The organism is Stenotrophomonas sp. STEN030 (assembly GCF_056759995.1).
In genome coordinates this window covers 1-18,271 of sequence record NZ_JBRREB010000057.1, presented here as the reverse complement: position 1 = coordinate 18,271, position 18,271 = coordinate 1, and the positions used below count along the sequence as shown (strand labels likewise).

At 62.6% G+C, this 18,271-nt stretch carries 20 protein-coding genes, 1 tRNA gene and 2 pseudogenes; 14 read left to right on the top strand and 9 right to left on the bottom strand.

The window, feature by feature from the left end; translation table 11 throughout:
* Positions 1 to 40 precede the first annotated feature (40 nt).
* From ACVOLR_RS16890 to ACVOLR_RS16880, 3 genes and pseudogenes are all read left to right on the top strand, one after another.
* A pseudogene (locus tag ACVOLR_RS16890) lies at positions 41 to 399 on the top strand (integrase core domain-containing protein); the annotation flags it as partial.
* Between the two features lie 125 nt (positions 400 to 524).
* The gene (locus ACVOLR_RS16885; RefSeq protein WP_481537477.1) at positions 525 to 716 is read left to right on the top strand and encodes a TonB family protein; all 192 of its coding nucleotides are present in this window, start codon (positions 525 to 527) and stop codon (positions 714 to 716) included.
* A gap of 60 nt (positions 717 to 776) precedes the next feature.
* Positions 777 to 1,421 (top strand): hypothetical protein, encoded by a 645-nt coding sequence (locus ACVOLR_RS16880; RefSeq protein ID WP_481537469.1) that lies wholly within the window; start codon positions 777 to 779, stop codon positions 1,419 to 1,421.
* A gap of 229 nt (positions 1,422 to 1,650) precedes the next feature.
* Here ACVOLR_RS16880 and ACVOLR_RS16875 read toward each other — a convergent pair.
* Positions 1,651 to 1,990: pseudogene (locus tag ACVOLR_RS16875) on the bottom strand (integrase core domain-containing protein); the annotation flags it as partial.
* Here ACVOLR_RS16875 and ACVOLR_RS16870 point away from each other — a divergent pair.
* From ACVOLR_RS16870 to ACVOLR_RS16860, 3 genes are all read left to right on the top strand, one after another.
* Positions 1,953 to 2,237, top strand: coding sequence for a hypothetical protein (locus tag ACVOLR_RS16870; RefSeq protein WP_481537478.1), 285 nt, complete (start codon positions 1,953 to 1,955; stop codon positions 2,235 to 2,237). The pseudogene ACVOLR_RS16875 and the gene ACVOLR_RS16870 overlap by 38 nt on opposite strands.
* The gene (locus tag ACVOLR_RS16865) at positions 2,234 to 2,371 is read left to right on the top strand and encodes a hypothetical protein (RefSeq protein WP_481537468.1); all 138 of its coding nucleotides are present in this window, start codon (positions 2,234 to 2,236) and stop codon (positions 2,369 to 2,371) included. Before ACVOLR_RS16870 ends, ACVOLR_RS16865 begins: the two co-directional genes overlap by 4 nt.
* A 174-nt stretch (positions 2,372 to 2,545) precedes the next feature.
* Positions 2,546 to 2,800, top strand: coding sequence for a hypothetical protein (locus tag ACVOLR_RS16860; protein WP_481537467.1), 255 nt, complete (start codon positions 2,546 to 2,548; stop codon positions 2,798 to 2,800).
* Here the strand turns inward: ACVOLR_RS16860 and ACVOLR_RS16855 are convergent.
* From ACVOLR_RS16855 to ACVOLR_RS16845, 3 genes are all read right to left on the bottom strand, one after another.
* Positions 2,797 to 3,489 carry an adenylate/guanylate cyclase domain-containing protein gene (locus ACVOLR_RS16855; RefSeq protein WP_481537466.1) on the bottom strand — a complete coding sequence of 231 codons (693 nt, stop codon included), beginning with the start codon at positions 3,487 to 3,489 and terminating at the stop codon, positions 2,797 to 2,799. The genes ACVOLR_RS16860 and ACVOLR_RS16855 overlap by 4 nt on opposite strands.
* Before the next feature lie 11 nt (positions 3,490 to 3,500).
* The gene (locus tag ACVOLR_RS16850) at positions 3,501 to 4,415 is read right to left on the bottom strand and encodes a TIR domain-containing protein (protein ID WP_481537465.1); all 915 of its coding nucleotides are present in this window, start codon (positions 4,413 to 4,415) and stop codon (positions 3,501 to 3,503) included.
* Between the two features lie 932 nt (positions 4,416 to 5,347).
* Positions 5,348 to 5,440, bottom strand: a tRNA-Ser gene (locus ACVOLR_RS16845).
* 139 nt (positions 5,441 to 5,579) lie between these two features.
* On the opposite strand from ACVOLR_RS16845, the gene dnaX reads away from it, so the two are divergent.
* The 4 genes from dnaX (at position 5,580) to ACVOLR_RS16825 (ending at position 9,039) form a co-directional block, all read left to right on the top strand.
* A complete protein-coding gene (dnaX, locus tag ACVOLR_RS16840; protein WP_481537464.1) occupies positions 5,580 to 7,607 on the top strand; it encodes a DNA polymerase III subunit gamma/tau in 2,028 nt (675 codons plus the stop codon).
* Positions 7,608 to 7,613: 6 nt separating this feature from the next.
* On the top strand, positions 7,614 to 7,934 hold the full coding sequence (locus ACVOLR_RS16835) for a YbaB/EbfC family nucleoid-associated protein (RefSeq protein WP_057629296.1): 321 nt from the start codon (positions 7,614 to 7,616) through the stop codon (positions 7,932 to 7,934).
* Between the two features lie 107 nt (positions 7,935 to 8,041).
* The gene (gene recR, locus ACVOLR_RS16830; RefSeq protein WP_282270729.1) at positions 8,042 to 8,641 is read left to right on the top strand and encodes a recombination mediator RecR; all 600 of its coding nucleotides are present in this window, start codon (positions 8,042 to 8,044) and stop codon (positions 8,639 to 8,641) included.
* A 50-nt stretch (positions 8,642 to 8,691) separates the two neighbouring features.
* Positions 8,692 to 9,039, top strand: coding sequence for a histidine triad nucleotide-binding protein (locus tag ACVOLR_RS16825; RefSeq protein ID WP_296252765.1), 348 nt, complete (start codon positions 8,692 to 8,694; stop codon positions 9,037 to 9,039).
* Between the two features lie 205 nt (positions 9,040 to 9,244).
* On the opposite strand, the gene ACVOLR_RS16820 is transcribed toward ACVOLR_RS16825, so the two are convergent.
* From ACVOLR_RS16820 to ACVOLR_RS16805, 4 genes are read right to left on the bottom strand one after another with little or no spacing between them, the layout of a single operon-like run.
* Entirely contained in the window at positions 9,245 to 9,769 is a 525-nt protein-coding gene (locus ACVOLR_RS16820; protein WP_481537463.1) for a Slp family lipoprotein, read from the bottom strand.
* Positions 9,766 to 11,718 carry a transglutaminase TgpA family protein gene (locus tag ACVOLR_RS16815; protein WP_481537462.1) on the bottom strand — a complete coding sequence of 651 codons (1,953 nt, stop codon included), beginning with the start codon at positions 11,716 to 11,718 and terminating at the stop codon, positions 9,766 to 9,768. The genes ACVOLR_RS16820 and ACVOLR_RS16815 overlap by 4 nt, the downstream gene beginning before the upstream one ends.
* Positions 11,715 to 12,671: a DUF58 domain-containing protein gene (locus tag ACVOLR_RS16810; RefSeq protein WP_481537461.1), complete on the bottom strand. Its 957-nt coding sequence runs from the start codon at positions 12,669 to 12,671 to the stop codon at positions 11,715 to 11,717. The genes ACVOLR_RS16815 and ACVOLR_RS16810 overlap by 4 nt, the downstream gene beginning before the upstream one ends.
* A 1-nt stretch (position 12,672) precedes the next feature.
* Positions 12,673 to 13,614, bottom strand: a complete 942-nt coding sequence (locus ACVOLR_RS16805) for an AAA family ATPase (protein ID WP_481537460.1) — start codon at positions 13,612 to 13,614, stop codon at positions 12,673 to 12,675.
* 34 nt (positions 13,615 to 13,648) lie between these two features.
* Here ACVOLR_RS16805 and ACVOLR_RS16800 point away from each other — a divergent pair, with 34 nt between their 5' ends.
* Complete coding sequence (locus ACVOLR_RS16800) at positions 13,649 to 15,502, top strand: glycosyltransferase family 39 protein (protein WP_481537459.1); 1,854 nt, start codon at positions 13,649 to 13,651, stop codon at positions 15,500 to 15,502.
* A gap of 65 nt (positions 15,503 to 15,567) precedes the next feature.
* Here ACVOLR_RS16800 and ACVOLR_RS16795 read toward each other — a convergent pair whose 3' ends face one another.
* Positions 15,568 to 16,140, bottom strand: coding sequence for a Maf family protein (locus tag ACVOLR_RS16795; RefSeq protein WP_481537458.1), 573 nt, complete (start codon positions 16,138 to 16,140; stop codon positions 15,568 to 15,570).
* Between the two features lie 115 nt (positions 16,141 to 16,255).
* Between ACVOLR_RS16795 and ACVOLR_RS16790 the strand changes: the two genes are divergently transcribed.
* The 3 genes from ACVOLR_RS16790 (at position 16,256) to ACVOLR_RS16780 (ending at position 18,125) form a co-directional block, all read left to right on the top strand.
* Positions 16,256 to 16,762: a YceD family protein gene (locus tag ACVOLR_RS16790; protein ID WP_481511492.1), complete on the top strand. Its 507-nt coding sequence runs from the start codon at positions 16,256 to 16,258 to the stop codon at positions 16,760 to 16,762.
* Positions 16,763 to 16,870: 108 nt separating this feature from the next.
* On the top strand, positions 16,871 to 17,068 hold the full coding sequence (gene rpmF, locus ACVOLR_RS16785) for a 50S ribosomal protein L32 (protein WP_057628937.1): 198 nt from the start codon (positions 16,871 to 16,873) through the stop codon (positions 17,066 to 17,068).
* Positions 17,069 to 17,159: 91 nt separating this feature from the next.
* Complete coding sequence (locus ACVOLR_RS16780; RefSeq protein ID WP_481537457.1) at positions 17,160 to 18,125, top strand: beta-ketoacyl-ACP synthase III; 966 nt, start codon at positions 17,160 to 17,162, stop codon at positions 18,123 to 18,125.
* Positions 18,126 to 18,271 lie beyond the last annotated feature (146 nt).

Here is an 18,271-nt window from a genome sequence, read left to right as displayed (position 1 = left end):
GTTCCTTGGTGCTGGCCCTGGCGGTGAACGTCGCGGTTGGGCACTGCTCCAGGCCGTGCGTTACTACCGCAGCTTGGGCGTGTACTTTGAGCGCGTGCTGACCGACAACGGTGCCTGCTACCGGTCCGGTACCTTCCGCCGCCTGATCCGCAGGCTCGGCATGCGTCACCTGCGCACACGTCCTTACACACCGCGCACAAACGGAAAGCCGAGCGCTTGGTGCAGACCAGCCCGCGCGAATGGGCTTACGCCCGGTCCTACCTGAGCTCACAGCAACGCGCCGGGGCCGTGCAAAGCTGGCTGCATCACTACAACTGGCACCGATTCCACGCCAGCCTCGACTACAAGCCGCCTATGTCCCGAATTTCACTGAACAACGTGGTGGGTTTACACATCTAGTGGTGCTAATCGGATGACTCGATAGATCAAATATCCGTCTCTGAAGCATCGCCTTGCATCATTTCGCTCATCGGTGTCTCCTCTGGGAAAACTAACACCTGAGCAGGTTTTCAGTGGGTCATTACATGGAGGCGGACGGATCGCCGTTGACGTTCGTGCTGGTGAGCAGCACTGCCACCGATCGTCTGGTGCAGGCGGCCATCGACGTCATCAAACAATGGCGATTCAATCCGGCCATGAAGGAGGGGCGGCAGGTGGCTGCTTGGATCGAGATGCCCATCGGGTTTTTCAACGAACGAGCGACGCCGCGTGGTTAGGGCGCAAAGAGTTGTGACTGCTGGGTCGAGCCCTGTAGTGTGTCAGCTAGTATCAGCACAATGGATCACAACATGGCTGGAATCGGGGGAGCTAAGGTGCGGGAGGCATTGGATGCGATGTCCGATGAGGAGATCAAGCGACTACTGCAGGCTATTGAGAAGGGGTTGAGAGGTGCCACCGATAAGGATGGGCATCGTGGAGACACCAATGATCCGCCGAGGAAGGTTGTTGTTGAGCGCAGCGACGCAGAAGCACTTGCTGGGGCCCTTCAGGGCATCTTGGGATTGTTGACTGACGATGAGGTCAAACGGGTATGGGACGAGTTGGAAGCGGCGATTGAGGTTGCAGACAAAGAAACTGCCAAGAATCCGTCCGGTTCCCAGCCCATCAAAGTGACAATTAGCCAAAAGAGCGCGAGGGCCATCGGCGTTGGGCTCGCAGGTGAGTTGGCTGAGCGGGAAAGAGCACGTCTGAATAAGGTAGTCAGCGATGCCAGCAAAAAAGCAGTGAGCTTGCCTGTTGACGAAATTGACAGAGACGCATCGAATCAAACCGCAGGGAATCAAGAGCAAGCCTGCGCGCCTAGCTCAGGTGTGATCAATTCGACACCACACCTTCAGTGTCATGCTTGTTCGCATGCCTATAAGAGGGATGGGGCCAAACGTGTCTGTTCCAAATGCGGGCACAAAATAGCAGGGATGTAGGCAGGTTAGCTGGGCCACGTCAGACCTAAGGCCGTAGATTAGACCGTGGGCGACCGCCCCTGCCAGGCGTTGAGTTGCTGGAGCAGCATGACCCGGGTGAAACCGGACTCATGCTGGTTGGCCATGGCGGCCATCACCTCGCAGTGGGATGCGGCACCTGACCAGACCAGTAGGCCCGCTGCGTCGTTGAAGAGCCTGCTCACCCGCTGCTGGTCAGGCCCCGGGCCCACTAGCGGTGTAAACCCACCACGTTGTTCAGTGAAATTCGGGACATAGGCGGCTTGTAGTCGAGGCTGGCGTGGAGTCGGTGCCAGTTGTAGTGATGCAGCCAGCTCTGCAGGGCCCCGGCGCGTTGCTGCGAGCTCACGTAGGACCGGGCGTAAGCCCATTCGCGCAGGCTGGTCTGCACCAACCGCTCGGCCTTGCCGTTGGTACGTGGCGTGTAAGGGCGTGTAAGGGCGTGTGCGCAGGTGACGCATGCCGAGCCTGCGGATCAGGCGACGGAAGGTGCCGGACCGGTAGCAGGCACCGTTGTCGGTCAGGACGCGCTCAAAGCGCACGCCCATCGACCGGATGCCGTTGAGCCGTCGCCCGTTCTCAGTCGTCGCCTTCGCCGAACGCATGTGGGGCGAACAGTTCCGCGACGTGAACGGGAAGCTGCAAGGCGTCATCCTCGCCGAGCGGAAGGCTCTCGCGGCCAACAACGAGTTCGTCCGCGGCGAGGGCGACGCCCTCGTGAACCTCTCCAACACGCTGGCCGAGCGCGCGCTTGCCGTCGCCTCTGGCGAAGACGACGACCAGGAGAACGCGGCATGAAGAACTCCACGATGCCCGGCTCCGTCCCGAACGTCCGCAAGGCGAAGGCCATCCACGAAACCAAGCAGGCCGCGGGCAACGCGACGGCCGTGAAGCTCAAGAGGCGCGCGGCGACGACTCGCCGCGGCTGCTGACCGAATCGGGGTGTTCCGGCGGTGACGGGTCGCGCCCGCCTAGTGCCGCCGGGACGCCCTGACCAACCAGCGACCCCGGTACGGCCGGGAATGACGCCGTAGGCGACGGCGACGCGGGAAGCGATGGCGCGGCTATGGGCTGATCCCGATTGCCGCGCGCGCATATCCGGGCAGATGAAGGCCCGATGGGCGGACCCGGCCTATCGGGAGCGCGCGCGGGGCTTCAACCGCGACGAACGCACCTACCGCTGGCAGCACGTCGCGTCGGGGCGGATCGTCTCCCGGACCAAGGCCGAAATGCGCGAGGAACACGGCCTGCGGCCCGATTCGCTGGACGGCCTCGTGGCTGGGCGCATCCAGACCTCCCGGGGCTGGCGGCCCGCACCGCGGTCCCTGCTGGGCGAGGGGCCGCGGTGGATCTTTCCCTAGGTAAAAGACCAATGCCAACTTGAGCGATAAATGGTTTCGTTATTGAATGTATTCCACTTCACTGCCACCCACATATCCTTGCCATCAGTAGTCTTAGCCTCCGCGGCCAATTTGCTATAGATGCGATTTGTAACGTAAGTGAAGTTCCCGGGAAGGTCCGTCAATTTCGCTGCGTAATTTGCGGCCTTTCCAACCCAAACTAGATCATTGGCCCCGCGCGCTCCTGTTTTCGCTACAAACAACTCGCAGACATCTATTCCTGTGGCGAACTTCAAGTCAAATTTGTCATTAGGAAACCTTTCTCTCTTTTTCGGCATGATGATGTGCTCGACCGCCCACTTTATTCTCATTGCCGCCTTAACTGCGTTCGTTTCTTTTCCTTCCCCAATGAAGACAGCCATAATCCTGTCTCCGTCATAGGCAGTAACAACGCCGCCCATTGAAGCGACGATGCGCGCACAGCAGTACAAATATGATTTGTATATGTCTGCTGCGAACCAGTTTTTCCAGCCATCTACCATCGCTGTAGACCCGGAAAGGTCGGAATAAAGTACTGCCCCTTCAATCGTAATTGCCGTGTTCTTCAACGTCAGCTTGCTTTCGTCGGGAACCACTCTCCCTTCGGTCACTTCCCAGTTACTGTTGAAGATGTCGTGGCAGAAATTTGTCAGATCGTCTTTGAGTCCCATGTTACCCCCCCCTAGTCCTTTGGGCCTTCGGCAAGAATCAGTTCGCGTAGGCGGTCGCATGCCGTGGCGATATACGCCGCCGCGTCATTCCCAGGAACATAGCGATACGGGACGGTAGTCAGTCCGGCCATGTCGCTGGGCATCTTCAAATTTGCTTCGCGGGGTTCCATCAGGAAAGCACGACGACGACCAAGCCTGCCCATGAACAAACCAAGTTCAAAGATAACGTTGTCACGCACAGCCGGCCACTCGTCGCCGCGCGTAATTACTATGTCGTCTTTGTGAGCAACTGCAACCGCAAAGTCGGAGTCATCCAGCCGGGCTTCTAGGTCTTCGAGTGTGTAATTTGAGGCGCGGAAAACGCCCTGATCCCATCCCACGGCAAGGAAGGGGTCATGCTCAAACTGCTGCCTGATGAGGCGCACAATGGGCAGCGCTTCGGCAGACGAAACGATGAAGACCTTCACTCTTTCGCGCTGGGCAGTTATCAGGTGATTTCGCTGCGCGAGCCGCCGAGCGAGCGTCGCAGCAATTCGCCTCCATACGTCCGGGAACTGTTCCGCGGACTCCGCAAATTTGGCCTCGCTGACCCTAAGAAAAACCGCTGGAGTCTCAATGGGGACGACGGTCGCGGATCGAGATTGGGTCGGCTCGATTGCAGCCATTTCGCCGACGTGGTCGCCGGAGAAGCGGTTCGCCACCACCTTGCCATTGACCCGAACTTCGACCTTGCCGGCGATAATGAAGAAAACGTCCGAAGTCTGGTCGCCCTGATTGATGAAGGCAGTCCCTGCGGGAACCTCCATCAACTCGCCCACCGCAACGAGCCGTTCCGCCAGTTCCGGTCTGTTCGCTACTAGCCGATGTTCCGTGAGGGTCGCGACCAATCGCCGCCGTCCCTCGTCCCCTTGAAATCGATCGATCATGCTCGCCCCCGCGAGTCCTAATTCCCACAAATCTATGGGCGTGGAGTTAAGACAACAAGATGCCTCGCCTGTGTCTCAGGAGACGAGACGAGTTAACAGCCTTTGTCGCCTTGTACCGCGTTCGGAAACCCGGTGCTAGGATCGCTACCGGGCAGGAGGAGGGGATAGCATGCGCGCCTTTGTATTTTTGGTCTTTTTATGGCGGGGTCTGCCGCGGCGCAGCAGGCTCCAGAAACCGTTTTCGGCTTGGAGTTGAACGAGCCTATTTCGATCCCGGAATGTCAGTTCGACCGGAGTTCCCGGACCTACTTCCCTGAGGCGGGTTCTTGTTACAAGCGTGACCAAGTACGGAACAGCCGGGGCAAGTTGGTCGATGCGGAAGGCCCCTTGAGTGATGAGCGGGTCGAAATCTACTTTGCCCATAGGAACAGGCCCGCGATTGTCTCGGGCTTCAAGATTTGGGGTGTGCTTAGGGGTGGGCGATTGTTGTCGGTAGGTACGCGAACGGGGGGCATCAGCACCCAAGCTCAGGACCTAGCCCAGTTGAAGGAGAAGTACGGGGAGCCGACACGTTTTGAGCCCCTATCCCTTCAGAATGGAGCGGGCGCGAAATTTGAGGGGCTTCTCGCGGAATGGGAGCTGCCGACGGGAACGTTCGTGAAGCTGGAAAGCCCGGACATGACGATGGCGGAGCTACCGACATTGGGTGGTCCCAACGTGGGGACCATGGGTGTCGTGACCGCCTAGATCAAGGCGGAGCGGGACGCGAAGCGAGAGGCGACCGAAGGCCAGCGGACCAAGCAATGAACAACAAAAAGGCCACCCTTTCGGGTGGCCTCCTCGCTCACTTAGCCCAACACGTCAGGCGTAGCAGGTCTTTTAGTAGGGTAGTTCCGTAACTGCTTGGCCGAAGCCACTACCTACTGGATAACTGGCGGAGAGAGGGGGATTCGAACCCCCGAAGCGCGGTTTAGACGCTTACACACTTTCCAGGCGTGCTCCTTCAACCACTCGGACACCTCTCCGGATCCTGCCGCACTAATGCCTCGGCAGGGGCGTGGATTCTATAGGGACTGGCGGCCGTTCACAAGCACCCCCTCAACAGGGTGCTGGGGGATGGGCTGGCCATGGCACAATGGGGCTTCAGATGAAGACGGTTGCCTGATGTCCTATCTCGTCCTTGCCCGCAAGTGGCGTCCGAAGCGTTTTGCCGAGTTGGTGGGCCAGGAACACGTGGTCCGCGCGCTCAGCAATGCGCTCGACAGTGGCCGCGTCCACCACGCCTTTCTGTTCACCGGCACCCGGGGTGTCGGCAAGACCACCATTGCCCGCATCTTCGCCAAATCGCTGAACTGCGAGAACGGCACCAGCGCCGACCCCTGCGGTCAGTGCCGGGCCTGCCTGGACATCGATGCCGGCCGCTACATCGACCTGCTGGAAATCGATGCCGCGTCCAATACCGGCGTGGATGACGTGCGCGAGGTGATCGAGAACGCCCAGTACATGCCCTCGCGTGGGCAGTACAAGGTCTACCTGATCGACGAAGTGCACATGCTCTCCAAGGCGGCCTTCAATGCGCTGCTGAAGACGCTGGAAGAGCCGCCGGAACACGTGAAGTTCCTGCTGGCCACCACCGATCCGCAGAAGCTGCCGGTCACGGTGCTCAGCCGCTGCCTGCAGTTCAACCTGAAGCGCCTGGACGAGGAGCAGATCCACGGCCAGATGTCGCGGATCATGACGGCCGAGCAGATCGAGTTCGACGACAGTGCGCTGGTACAGCTGGCGCGCGCGGCCGATGGCTCGCTGCGTGATGGCTTGTCGCTGCTGGATCAGTCCATCGCCTATGCCGGTGGCGCGCTGCGCGACGACGTGGTGCGCACGATGCTGGGCACGGTCGATCGCACGCAAGTCAGCGCGATGCTCGATGCCTTGGCCGATGGCGAAGGTGCGCGTCTGCTGCAGGTGGTTGCCGGGCTGGCCGAGTTCTCGCCGGACTGGAGCGGGGTGCTGGATGCCCTGGCCGAAGGCCTGCACCGCATCCAGGTGCAACAGTTGGTGCCGGGCACTTCGGTGCCGGGTGAAGGCGTCGACGCGGTGGCCTTTGCCCAGCGCCTGCGCCCGGAAGTGGTGCAGCTCTGGTATCAGATGGCCCTCGGTGGCCGTCGCGATCTACATCTGGCACCCAGCCCGCGTGCTGGCTTTGAAATGACGGTGCTGCGCATGCTGGCATTCCGCCCGGCAGGCGCGGTACCTGCGACGCCGGAAGGCAGCGCATCCGGGACTGGCGCAGGTGTGGGCGGCAACACGCAAGCCGCACCAGTCGCTGCAGCAGCGTCGGCGCAAACCGCCAAACCGGTTGAAGCGCAGGTCGCACCGGCTGTGGTCGCGCCGGTTGCACCTGTGTCAGAACCCAAGCCCGAGCTAGCGTCCGCGCCGGCAGCGGTTGCTCCGCAGCAGGCTGCGCCGCAGTCCGAGCCAGCTACAGCAGAGCCGGCGTTCAAGCCCGAGCCCGTGCAAGCTCCGGCAGCAGCTCCGGCCCCGGTTCAAGCCGCCAAGCCAGCAACTGCTGACGAAGATCTGCCGCCATGGGCGGTTGAGGCGGCAGAAGCGAACGCGCGTGACGAGGCGATGGCGGCGGAAATGGCCATGCCGGAAGCGCCCGAACCCATTGAAGTCCCGATTGAAGCGCCGAAGCCGGCACCCGTCGCTGCGCCGCAGCCGGTTCAGCAGGCTGAGCCGGTTCGCCCAACCGGTATCGCCATCGAACCGGTGGCCGCCTCGGCACCGGCACAGAGCGGGCGTGCCTTGAACACGGCCGAACAGTGGCTGGACCTGATCGACGACAGCGGCCTGAGCGGGCCGTCTCGCGAACTGGCGGCCAATGCGGCCTTCGTCAACTTCCAGCATGGCGTGCTGCGGCTGGCTTTGTTGCCGGGCTTTGAATACCTGCAGTCTGAGCGGGCCTTGAATGCTTTGGCACAGGCGCTGTCGCAGGCCTTGGGTAGCACGCCTAAGATCCTCATTGAGACTGGCAACGCCCAGGCTGAGACTTTGCACCAGCGCGCTGATCGCCAGCGCGGTGAACAACAATCTGCGGCCGAAGCCGTGTTCATGGCCGACCCCCAGGTGCAACAGCTGATACAGCAGGGTGCACGGGTCGTGGCCGATTCCATCCGTCCTTTCAAAGAGTAACGAACCATGCGCGGCAATATCGCCCAAATGATGCAGCAGGCCCAGAAAATGCAGGAAAACCTGCAGAAGGCCCAGGAAGAAATCGCCAAGTTGGAAGTCACCGGCAGCGCCGGCGGCGGCATGGTCAGCGTGACCCTGAGTGGCACCAAGGAGTGCCGCAAGGTGCGTATCGATCCGTCGGTGCTGAGCGATCCGGAAATGGCTGAAGACCTGATCGCAGCCGCGTTCAACGATGCCGCCAACAAGATCGACGCCGAGTCGCAGAGCCGCATGGGCTCGGCCACGGCCGGCATGAAGCTGCCGCCGGGCATGAAGCTGCCGTTCTGATGTGGCCCGCGCCGGCTTGCCTGGCGCATGCACGCCCCCGCGCCGCGAAGCCTCCGGGCTTCGCGCGTTTGTTTTAGCGATACGCCTGCTGTGATGAGACCGTTGCGATGAGCCTGCCGCTGCTGGAACAACTGATCGAAGCCTTTCGGGTGCTGCCCGGTGTTGGCCAGAAGACTGCGCAGCGCATGGCCTACCACGTGCTTGAGCGTGCCCGTGACGGCGGCCAGCGTTTGTCGGAAGTCTTGGCCGAGGCCATCGAGAAGATCGGCCACTGCAAGCAATGCCGCGATTTCAGCGAAACCGAGCTGTGCCCGGTCTGCGCCAGCAGCAGTCGCGAGCGGCAGATGCTGTGCGTGATCGAATCACCGGCCGATCGGCTGGCGATCGAGCATGCCACCAGCTACCGCGGCGTGTATTACGTGCTGCAGGGACGTTTGTCGCCGCTGGATGGGATCGGCCCACGTGAGCTGGGCCTTGATCAGCTGGAAACACGTTTGGCGCAGGGCGAAGTCACCGAGCTGATCATCGCCACCAACTCCACCGTAGAAGGTGAGGCCACCGCGCATTACCTGGCGCAGCTGGCACGTCGCAACAAGGTGCGTCCCAGCCGTCTGGCGCAGGGTCTGCCCTTGGGTGGCGAGCTGGAATACGTGGATCGCGGCACTTTGTCGCATGCGTTTGGTAGCCGCAGCGAAGTCGGCGAATAAGCCGCGCCGGGGTTGTAAGCTGTAGGTCGTTTACTGCAGCGAGCTCCCACATGACCGACACCATTTTCGGCAAGATCATCCGCCGCGAAATTCCCGCCGCTATCGTCTACGAAGACGATGAAGTGCTGGGCTTCAAGGACATCGCCCCGCAGGCGCCGGTGCATGTGCTTTTCATTCCAAAGAACGAGGTCATCCCGACCCTGGATGACTTGCAGCCGACGCAGGCGCATCTGATTGGCAAACTGGCTTTGGCGGCTGCTGCTTATGCACGCCAGGAAGGTTTCGCCGAGAACGGCTACCGCATCGTGATGAACTGCCGCGAAGATGCCGGGCAGACGGTGTTCCACATCCACCTGCATCTGTTGGCGGGTGCGCCTTTGGGGCATTTTGGCGCGTGAGTTGACGCTGTTGTGTTGATTGTGGGAGCGGCGTAAGCCGCGAAGCCGATAGCATCAAAACAACAACAACGCCTATTCTCAAGCAGTAGTTGATTGCCATGCGCAGCTTGTGGCGGATGGATCTGGAGCTTCGCGGCTTACGCCGCTGCCACAAACAGATTCAAGCAAAAGAAAACGCCGCCCCTTGGGCGGCGTTTTCAGTCTGTTACCACCAGCCGCGGTAACCCCAGCCCCAACCGGGACCCCAACCCGGGCCCCACGGGCCGTACGGGTAGGCGGGCACTACTTCCACTTCGCGCTGTACCGGCCACAGGTAGACCACGTCAGCGGAAAGCTTGGGCAGTGGGTAGTCGTATTCGCCGATCTTGGTGCTCTGGTAGCCATCGATGCGGCCGATGAAGGTCACGTCGCGGCCCGGCTCGAACACCGCCGGATCATAGAAGCCGCTGCGGCAGGCCAAGAAGCGGCCATCGCTGGCATCGCTGGACGTGGTGCTCGGGCGGCCGCTGGCATTGAGCGGGCGGGCGAGCATCTGGAAGCAGGTTTCACCCTGGCCAGGGATGGTTTCGATGATGCGACCGCCCCAGCGTACCGGTGCGCCGGTTTGCTTCTGCGCCACCGCGTCACGCGGTGAAACGGGGGTGAACTGTCCCTGCAGCGGCTTGGGCGCAGTGGCACAGGCAGCCAGCGCCAGAGTGGCGGCGGCAACTAGGAGGATGCGGGTCTTCATGTTCGTACTCCGGGTTTCGGGCGGTGCCTGTGCAGGTCCGCCAATAATGAAACGACATCCGATCGAGCGCCAGCGTAGCGCGCCTGAGTGAAACGCTGGCTGAGCGCCAGCAGGTCGCTGCCAGGACGGGCCTGGTCGACGCGACTGGCCCAGTCGCTGGCGGTTTCGTAAGCTTCACGGCCCAGGTCGAGGCGCTGGTAGCGGCTGTCCAGCCGGTGCCAGGCGCGCAGCAGCGGGTCGCGCTGGCGCTCGCCACGGGCCAGCAGCCAGGCCATCAAGCCCAAGGCAAGAGCGGCAAAGGCGGCAAACAAGGCAACCAGCTGGGAGGGGCTCAACTGTTTGATGCCGATACCGCTGAGCAGGCGCTGCTGACGTTCGGCGTTGAAGGACAGTACGGCGGTATTCCAGCCGCGACGAAGGAAATCGCTGTACTGCAGCAGACTGCTCCAGCGAGCGGGCAAGTTCAGCCCGCTGGTGTTGTTTTCACCGATACGGTCTTCCAGCGTGTCGTAGATGCGCTCCGGAGCGACTGCTGCGGTGGGATCAACCCGAACCCAGCCGCGTTGCGGCAACCAGACTTCGGCCCAGGCATGCGCATCAAGACGCCGCACTACCCAATAATTGCCGAAGCGGTTACGCACGCCGCCGGCATAGCCAGTGACGACCCGCGCTGGAATGCCTGCACCTCGCATCAGCACCACAAATGCCGCGCTGAAGTGCTCGCAGTACCCGGCCTTCTGGTCGAACAGGAATTCGTCGACGGAGTGGCGGCCGGCCAATGGCGTGTTCAAGGTGTAGGCGAACTCGCGATGGATCCAGTCCAGGCTGCGTTGCACCAAGGCCGCGTCATCAGCGCCGGCTTGGCTGCGCCATTGTCTGGCCAAGGCCAGAGTGCGCGGATTGAAGTTTTCAGGCAGTTGCAGGGCTTGCCGCCGCAGGCGTGCCGGCAGCTCGGCCTGGAAGGCCAGCGCAGGGCTGGACTGCATGCGCCAGCGTGTCAGTGCGGTAAGTGATTGCGCTGTGGTCAGGCTGTAGTCGGCATCCAACTGGCTGCCGGCAGGTGCTTGTAGGGGGAGGTCCAGCGCCACCAGTTCGCGGCGGTCGGTGGGCTCGTATTCGATCTGGTAGTCCCAGCGCAGCGCGCTGTTGCTGACGCTGGGCGGCGGTGTGGAAGTAGGGCTTTGCAATCTGGACCAGCGCCGGCCATCAAAGCGCGTCAGTACCGGGCCACGCCAATAACGTTGGTCCTGCGCTGGCACCGGGCCGAAAAACTCGACGCGCAGCGCCGGGCTGTCATCGGCCAACAAGTCGCCCATTGCGCCGGGTTGCATGCTGTCGGACAGGCCCGGGCGTGACACCGCTCGATCCGGTGTGCCCCATAGCGGCGTCGGCAGGCGCGGCACCAGCCAGAATGCTGACAAGGCCAAAGGCAGTGCCAACAGCATCAGTCCGCCGACGGTGCGCAGCTGCGCGCGCGGTGGCAGGTGGGCAATACCGACTTCTTCATCGGCCAGACGTTGCAGCGCGAGCAGGGCGGCTACTACGGCGGCGGCCGACATCAGCAGGGTGCTCGGCCCCTGGTCGAGCAGGAAGGCCGCGAATGGCGCAAACAGGCTGAAGCCAATCAGGCTGCGCGCATCACGCAGCGTGCGCAGCTCGCTGGATTTGATCGCCAGCATCGCCGCGAGCAGAGCGCAACCGCTATCGCGGCCGGGGTTGGCGCCCATCTGCCAGTAGATGCAGGCCAACACCACGCCGATCAGTAGCAGGCGCAGCAGCAATGGCATGGTGCGTCGCCATGACCACAGCGCCACCAGCAAGGTGGTGATTCCGAACACCGCCGCCAGTACGCCCGGCAACTGCAGCAGCAGGGGCAGCAGCGATAGGGCGGTGACCAGATTGATCCAGAGGCGGCTGCTGGTGCTTATTGCGGGTGAGGGCGTCTTCATGCGTTTGGCAGCAGCGCCAATGCGCGCAGGCAGAGATGGCGATGGGCGTCACCGCTGGCGGGCCCCAATGCTGGTTGGCCTGGCAGACGCAGCTGGTAACTGCGGCCTTCGCGTTCGGCCTCATCTACCCAGCGTGCGAGCCGGGAGATACGGCGTTCGTGGGGCAGGGCCAGCAGTTGTTGCCAGTCCAGTACCAGTTCGGCGCCGTAGGGGCGCTCGTATTCGCGCACCAGCAGTTCGTCGCGCCGCGCCGAGTGCTTCCAGGCGATGCTGCGTCGCGAGTCGCCGCTGCGGTAGGGGCGCATCTGCTGCAGTTCTTCACCTTGCGGGTGCACGCGGGTGCGGGTGGAAGCGGCGCCCGCATCCGGCAGCGGCGGCGCATTGGTTTCCGGCGCGGGATAAACCAGCAGTGCCGAGTCCGGCCAGAACCACGACCAGGCGCGGACCAGACCCAGTGGTTGGGTGGTTGTAATTCTGATGCGTGACAGATCCAGCCAGCCGCGTTGCTGGGTGGGTAGCCAGAGATCGGCTTCGGCCTGGCTGTGCTGCTCCAGGTTGAAATGGGTTTTGGCTTGCGAGTAGTCCAGTTGCAGGGCACGGCGCCGGCGGCGGTCGCCGCGCGCGAGCGCCAGACGCAGGCGGATCGGATTTCCAGCGGCTACCGGGTCGGCGGAAACGGCTTGCAGACGCAAGCCCGACAACTGCAGATGCGCCTGCACGGCGCTGGCCAGCGCGGTTGCGCCGAGCAGCAGCGCCAGCAGCAGTGCCGGGTTGTTGTTGTAGTTCAAGGCGCCGAGCAGCATCACCGCTAGCAGGGCGGCCAGAAACAGGCCGAAGCCGGTAGGCAGCACGTAGATGCGGCGCCTGTCCAGCTGCGTCGGTGGCTGCTCCGGCTGCCGTGGGCGGGCCAGGAACTGCAGGGATTGCAGGCGTTGCCGCAGTGCTGCCAGCACCTCAATCCACCTGCACGCTGTGCAGTAGGGTGCGGGCCAGCGTCGGGCCGGAGGATGCTTCGGCCTCAGCGACCAGTCGGTGCCCGGCGACGGCGATGAACAATGCCTGCACGTCTTCCGGAACTACGTGCTGGCGGCCAAGCAGCAGCGCGTGCGCCTTGGCCGCGCGCAGCAGGGCGATGCCGGCGCGTGGCGACAGGCCGACGCGCACGCCCGGGTGCTGGCGGCTGCGAGTGATCAAGGCCTGCACGTAATCGATCAAAGCGTCACTGGCATGCACCTGGCCAACGGCGTCGCGCAGCATGCGGATGTCCTGCTCTGACAAGCAGGGAGTTACCCGCGCGATAAGGTCGCGGCGGTCTTCGCCGGCCAGCAGGGCGCGCTCGGCGTCGGCATTGGGGTAGCCCAGGGTCAGGCGCAGCAGGAAGCGATCCAGCTGTGAGTCCGGCAGTGGGAAGGTGCCGGACATGTCGACCGGATTCTGTGTGGCAATCACAAAGAAGGGATCCGGCAGCCGGTGGGTCACGCCATCCAACGTCACCTGCTGTTCGGCCATCGCTTCGAGCAAGGCGCTCTGCGTGCGTGGCGGCGCGCGGTTGATTTCATCCGCCAGCAACAGGTTGCAGAACACCGGGCCGGGATGGAACTGGAAGCTGCGGCTATGCGCTTCGTAGACCGAGATGCCGAGCACATCGGCGGGCAGCAGATCGGAGGTGAACTGCACGCGCTGGAATTGCAGGCCGAGGCTGGAGGCCATGGCATGGGCCAAGGTGGTCTTGCCGAGCCCGGGCAGGTCCTCGATCAGCAGATGTCCGCCGGACAGCAGCGCGACAAAGGCCATCCGCACTTCCTGCGCCTTGCCGAGCAGTAGGGAATTTACCTGCTGTTGCGCTGCCGATAGGGACTGTAGTGTTACTTCGGGTAGCATTCCGGGCGGCGCCATTGTCTTGGTCGTCTCGATACTTGGGCTGAAGGAAGTGTACGTGCCAAACAGGGGTGAACAACGCGCATACCTGACGTTCCTTGTGTTGTGGGTGCTGGTCACCACAGCCAAGGTGCTGTTGGCCTCGCAATTGACGCTGTTCGTGGACGAGGCGTTCTATTGGCAGGAAGGTCAGCATCTGGCCGCCGCCTATTCGGACCTGCCCGGGCTGACGGCCTGGTTGACGCGGCTCGGTGTCGAGGTTGCCGGCGATCACCGCCTGGGCGTGCGCCTGCCGTTCCTGATCATGGGCGCGGCGCTGCCGTGGATGGTCGCTGGTATCTGCACGCGCTGGTTCGGCGTGCGCATGGGTTGGCGTGCCGGCTCGCTGGCCTTGTTGATGCCGTTGTCGGCGACGCTGGGCATCCTGGCGGTGCCGGACGTGCCGATGGCGATCGCCGCACTGCTATGCCTGGATGCCGGTGCACGCCTGCTGCGTGGCGTGGGTGCTGGTAGCGCCTTGTTGCTGGCCTGCGGGCTGTTGATGGGCGCGCTCAGTCACTACCGTTTCATTGGTGTGATTGTTGTGGGTTTCATTGCGCTGGTGCTGTTGCCGGAAGGCCGCAAAGCCTTGCGCGATCCGCGGGTGTGGATCGCGCTGTCGGTTGGTTTGGCGGCATGGGTGCCGCTGATGGCGTGGAACCTGGACAATCAGGATGCTGGACTCAAGTTCCAGGTGATCGAGCGCCATCCGTGGGCATTCCAGCCGGAAGGGCTGCTGTTCCTGGTGATCCAGCCGTTGTTGGTGACGCCGCTGCTGTTCGCGGCGATGGCGGTGGTGGCGGGCAGGGGCCTGCGCAATGTGCAGGGTGGCTTCCACCACCTGCAATGGCGCTACTTCGCCCTGGTTGGTGCCACCTCCACCTTGCTGATCTTCGCGTTGGGGTTCTTCACCGATGTGGAGCGGGTCAGCTTCCACTGGCCGCTGCCTGGCTATCTGGCCTTGCTGGTCTGTGTGCCTGCGCTGCTCACTCACTGGTCGCGTCCTTGGCGGCGTGCATTGTGGGTGCTCACCTCGCTGGGCCTGCTGCTGGCGATGAGTTATTACCTGGTGGCTGCCTCTCCGGGCTTGCGTGAACACCTGGCGGGCAGTAAGTACTACCCGCGTAATTTTGCAGGTTGGCAGCAGCTGTCCGAGGGCGTGCGTGAGGAGCTCGCGCAGATGCCGGAAGACACCCAGGTGCTGGCAGGCAGCTTCAAGGTCGGTGCGGAACTGGGCTTCCGCCTCAATGATCCTTCGATCAAGGTGCTGCCGCATGAGCTCAATGACAGGCATGGGCGCACCGCGCAGTTGGCGCTCTGGAAATTGATCAGTGACGGCAACCGTTCGACGCCGGTGCTATTGGTGCTGGCACCGGGCGATCAGCGTTATCGTGACCTTCTGGACCGTTATCACAGGGTCTGCGAGTTGGTGGGGCCGCTGCCGCCGCCGAAGGTGGTCTCGCTTGATCATGGTTTCCAGCGCTTCCTGTTGTTCCGCCTGCCTGCCGAAAAGCAGCAGGGGCCATGTGTGACGCCGGCTATGGCATGGGTGGAAACCCCTGCGGCTGGTCAGGCAGTCAAAGGTGTGCTGGAAGTCAGTGGCTGGGCCTTCAAGGATGGCGTGGGATTGTCGCGGGTTGAGCTGCTGCTGGATGGCCGCAGCGTGGGTGATGCTGTCTATGGGCGCGATTACGACGTGCGCCCGTTCTGGAAGATATCCACCGATCCGCAGCATCCGAATACCGGTTTTGATGCAAAGCTGGATACCTCAGGCCTGAAGCCCGGCACGCATTGGCTGGGTCTGCGCCTGCATGGCAATGACGGCAGTGTGGAGACCTGGGCCGAACAGCCGTTCGAGGTCAAATAGCTTGTATTCGCGCTGCGCGCCCGCCGTTGGCGCGCAGCGCGTGTGTTCGCCACGTCATCGTCAGCTCAGGGCAGCTGGTAGCCAGCCTTCCGCAGTAGCTGCGAAGTCCGGATCAGCGGCAAGCCGATCAGGGCGGTGGGGTCGCTGTTGTCGATGGCTTCGAACAAGCTGATGCCCAAGCCTTCACATTTGAAGCTGCCGGCACAGTCCAAGGGCTGTTCGGCATCGATATAGCGTTCGATCTCGGCCGTCTGCAGGCTCCTGAAGCGCACGCGGGTGAGATCGATGGCCTGATGCTGCGCAATACCATCGCTTACACAGACCGCCGTGTGGAACAGCACCTCGTGGCCGGACATTGCCGCCAGCTGCGCGCAGGCGGCCTCGCGGGTGCCGGGTTTGCCCAGGGGGTGCCCATTCAGTTCGGCAACCTGATCCGAGCCGATCGCCCAGCTGCCGGGATGCAGGCCGGCAATGGCTTCGGCCTTGGCGGCGGCCAGGCGCTGCGCCAGGGTTGCCGGCGGTTCGCCGGGGAGTGGGGTTTCGTCCACATCCGGAGCGGCTGAACTGAACGAAATCCTGAGCCGGTTAAGCAATTCAGCACGATATCGTGAGGTGGAGGCGAGAATCAGGGGCTTCATGTGTAAAAATACGCAGCTCGGGACGGCCAGTCTGCTGCGCCGCCGCCGGTCTGACAATGTTTCCGCCGCTACGGATTTGACAGCGGCGTGGCTACTCCTTAACATTCTGCAGCTTATGTCCGCGAACGTACCCGAATTGCTGGATGCTTGGCGGATGGTCATAGCGCGCAGGCGCTTTGACGGCCAGGTGCCTTTGTCCGAATTGACCCGCTTGCAGGGTCTGGTTGCCGATACCGAAGGCCAGTGCACTTACTCACTGGAGTTCGATCGAGACAACATCTTGCAGGTGTCGTATGTCGATCTGACCATCGATACCGAGCTGCCCTTGATCTGTCAGCGCACCATGCAGCGTTTCCTGCTGCCGGTGTCGATCAAGCAGCGCTTGGGCTTGATCAAGGACGAAGAAGAAGAATCTGCGCTTCCAGAAGAATACGAAGCGATGCTGGTGCCTGAAGACGGCAACCTGCGTCCGCTGGATCTGGTGGAAGACGAGTTGGTGTTGGCGGTGCCGGTGGTTGCGCTGGCGCCAGGAAGCGAGGCAGTCGAACAGGACTTCACCGCAACCGAAGAAGAATTGAGCAAGGCCAATCCCTTTGCGGCATTGGCGGCGCTGAAGAAATAATTGCGGCCGGTAATCGTCGGCGGCTGCGGCGAAAGCGAGTAGTGCTGGACGCTGGCGTCCTGTGCAATTAAACGACGAAGCAAACGAAACCGAGTTTGGAGCAATCCCATGGCAGTCCAGAAATCCCGTGTTACCCCGTCCCGCCGCGGCATGCGTCGTGCCCACGACGCCCTGAGCGCAAAGCAGCTGTCCACCGATCCGACCACCGGTGAAGTGCATCTGCGTCACCACATCACTGCTGACGGTTTCTACCGCGGCAAGAAGGTGATCACGACCAAGTCGACCCTGGTCGCTGAAGAAGATTGATTTGTGACGGCTGCCGCCACCTGAGTGTGGCGGTTGTTGCACCGATTCTTCCGGGGCCGCCTACGGGCGGCTTCGCGCAATAGGAAACAGCATGAGCAAGCGGATCTACTCGAGGATCGCGGGCACCGGTAGTTATTTGCCCGAGAAAGTGTTGACCAACGATGATCTGACCAAGATTGTCGAAACGACCAACGAGTGGATCGAGTCGCGCACGGGTATCCGTGAGCGGCACATCGCTGCCGAAGGTGAAACCACCAGTGATCTGGGCTACCACGCCGCCGTGCGCGCGCTGGAAGCTGCAGGCATTGAGGCATCGCAGCTGGACATGATCATCGTGGGTACCACCACGCCGGATCTGATTTTCCCGTCTACCGCTTGCTTGATCCAGGCCCGCCTCGGTGCAGCTGGTTCGGCGGCGTTTGACGTCAACGCAGCATGTTCAGGCTTCCTTTTCGCCCTGAGCGTGGCTGACAAATTCATTCGCAGCGGTGATGCCAAGCACGTCTTGGTGATCGGTGCGGAAACCCTGACCCGTATCGTCGACTGGACCGACCGCACCACCTGCGTGTTGTTCGGCGATGGCGCGGGCGCCGTCGTGCTCAAGGCCGACGAAGACACCGGCATTCTCAGCACCCATCTGCATGCCGACGGCAGCAAGAAGGAATTGCTGTGGGATCCGGTTGGCGTGTCGGTCGGCTTCGACAAGCCGGGCAACATCATCATGAAGGGCAATGACGTGTTCAAGTACGCCGTCAAGGCGCTGGACTCGGTTGTTGATGAGACCCTGCAGGCCAACGGTCTGGACAAATCCGACCTGGATTGGCTGATCCCGCATCAGGCCAATCTGCGCATCATCGAAGCCACGGCCAAGCGCCTGGAGATGCCGATGGACCAGGTGATCGTGACCGTCGACAAGCACGGCAACACCTCGTCCGGTTCGGTGCCGCTGGCACTGGATGCCGCGATCCGTTCGGGTCGCGTCGAGCGTGGCCAGCTGTTGTTGCTGGAAGCCTTCGGTGGCGGTTTCACCTGGGGCTCGGCGCTGCTGCGCTACTAAGCGTTTCCTGCATACAGATACCGCACGGGCAGCCAATGGCTGCCCGTGGTCGTTAGTGGCACCTGTTGTTGGGGGGGGGGGGGGGGGGGGGGGGGGGGGGGGGGGGGGGGGGGGGGGGGGGGGGGGGGGGGGGGCGGGGGCCCGCC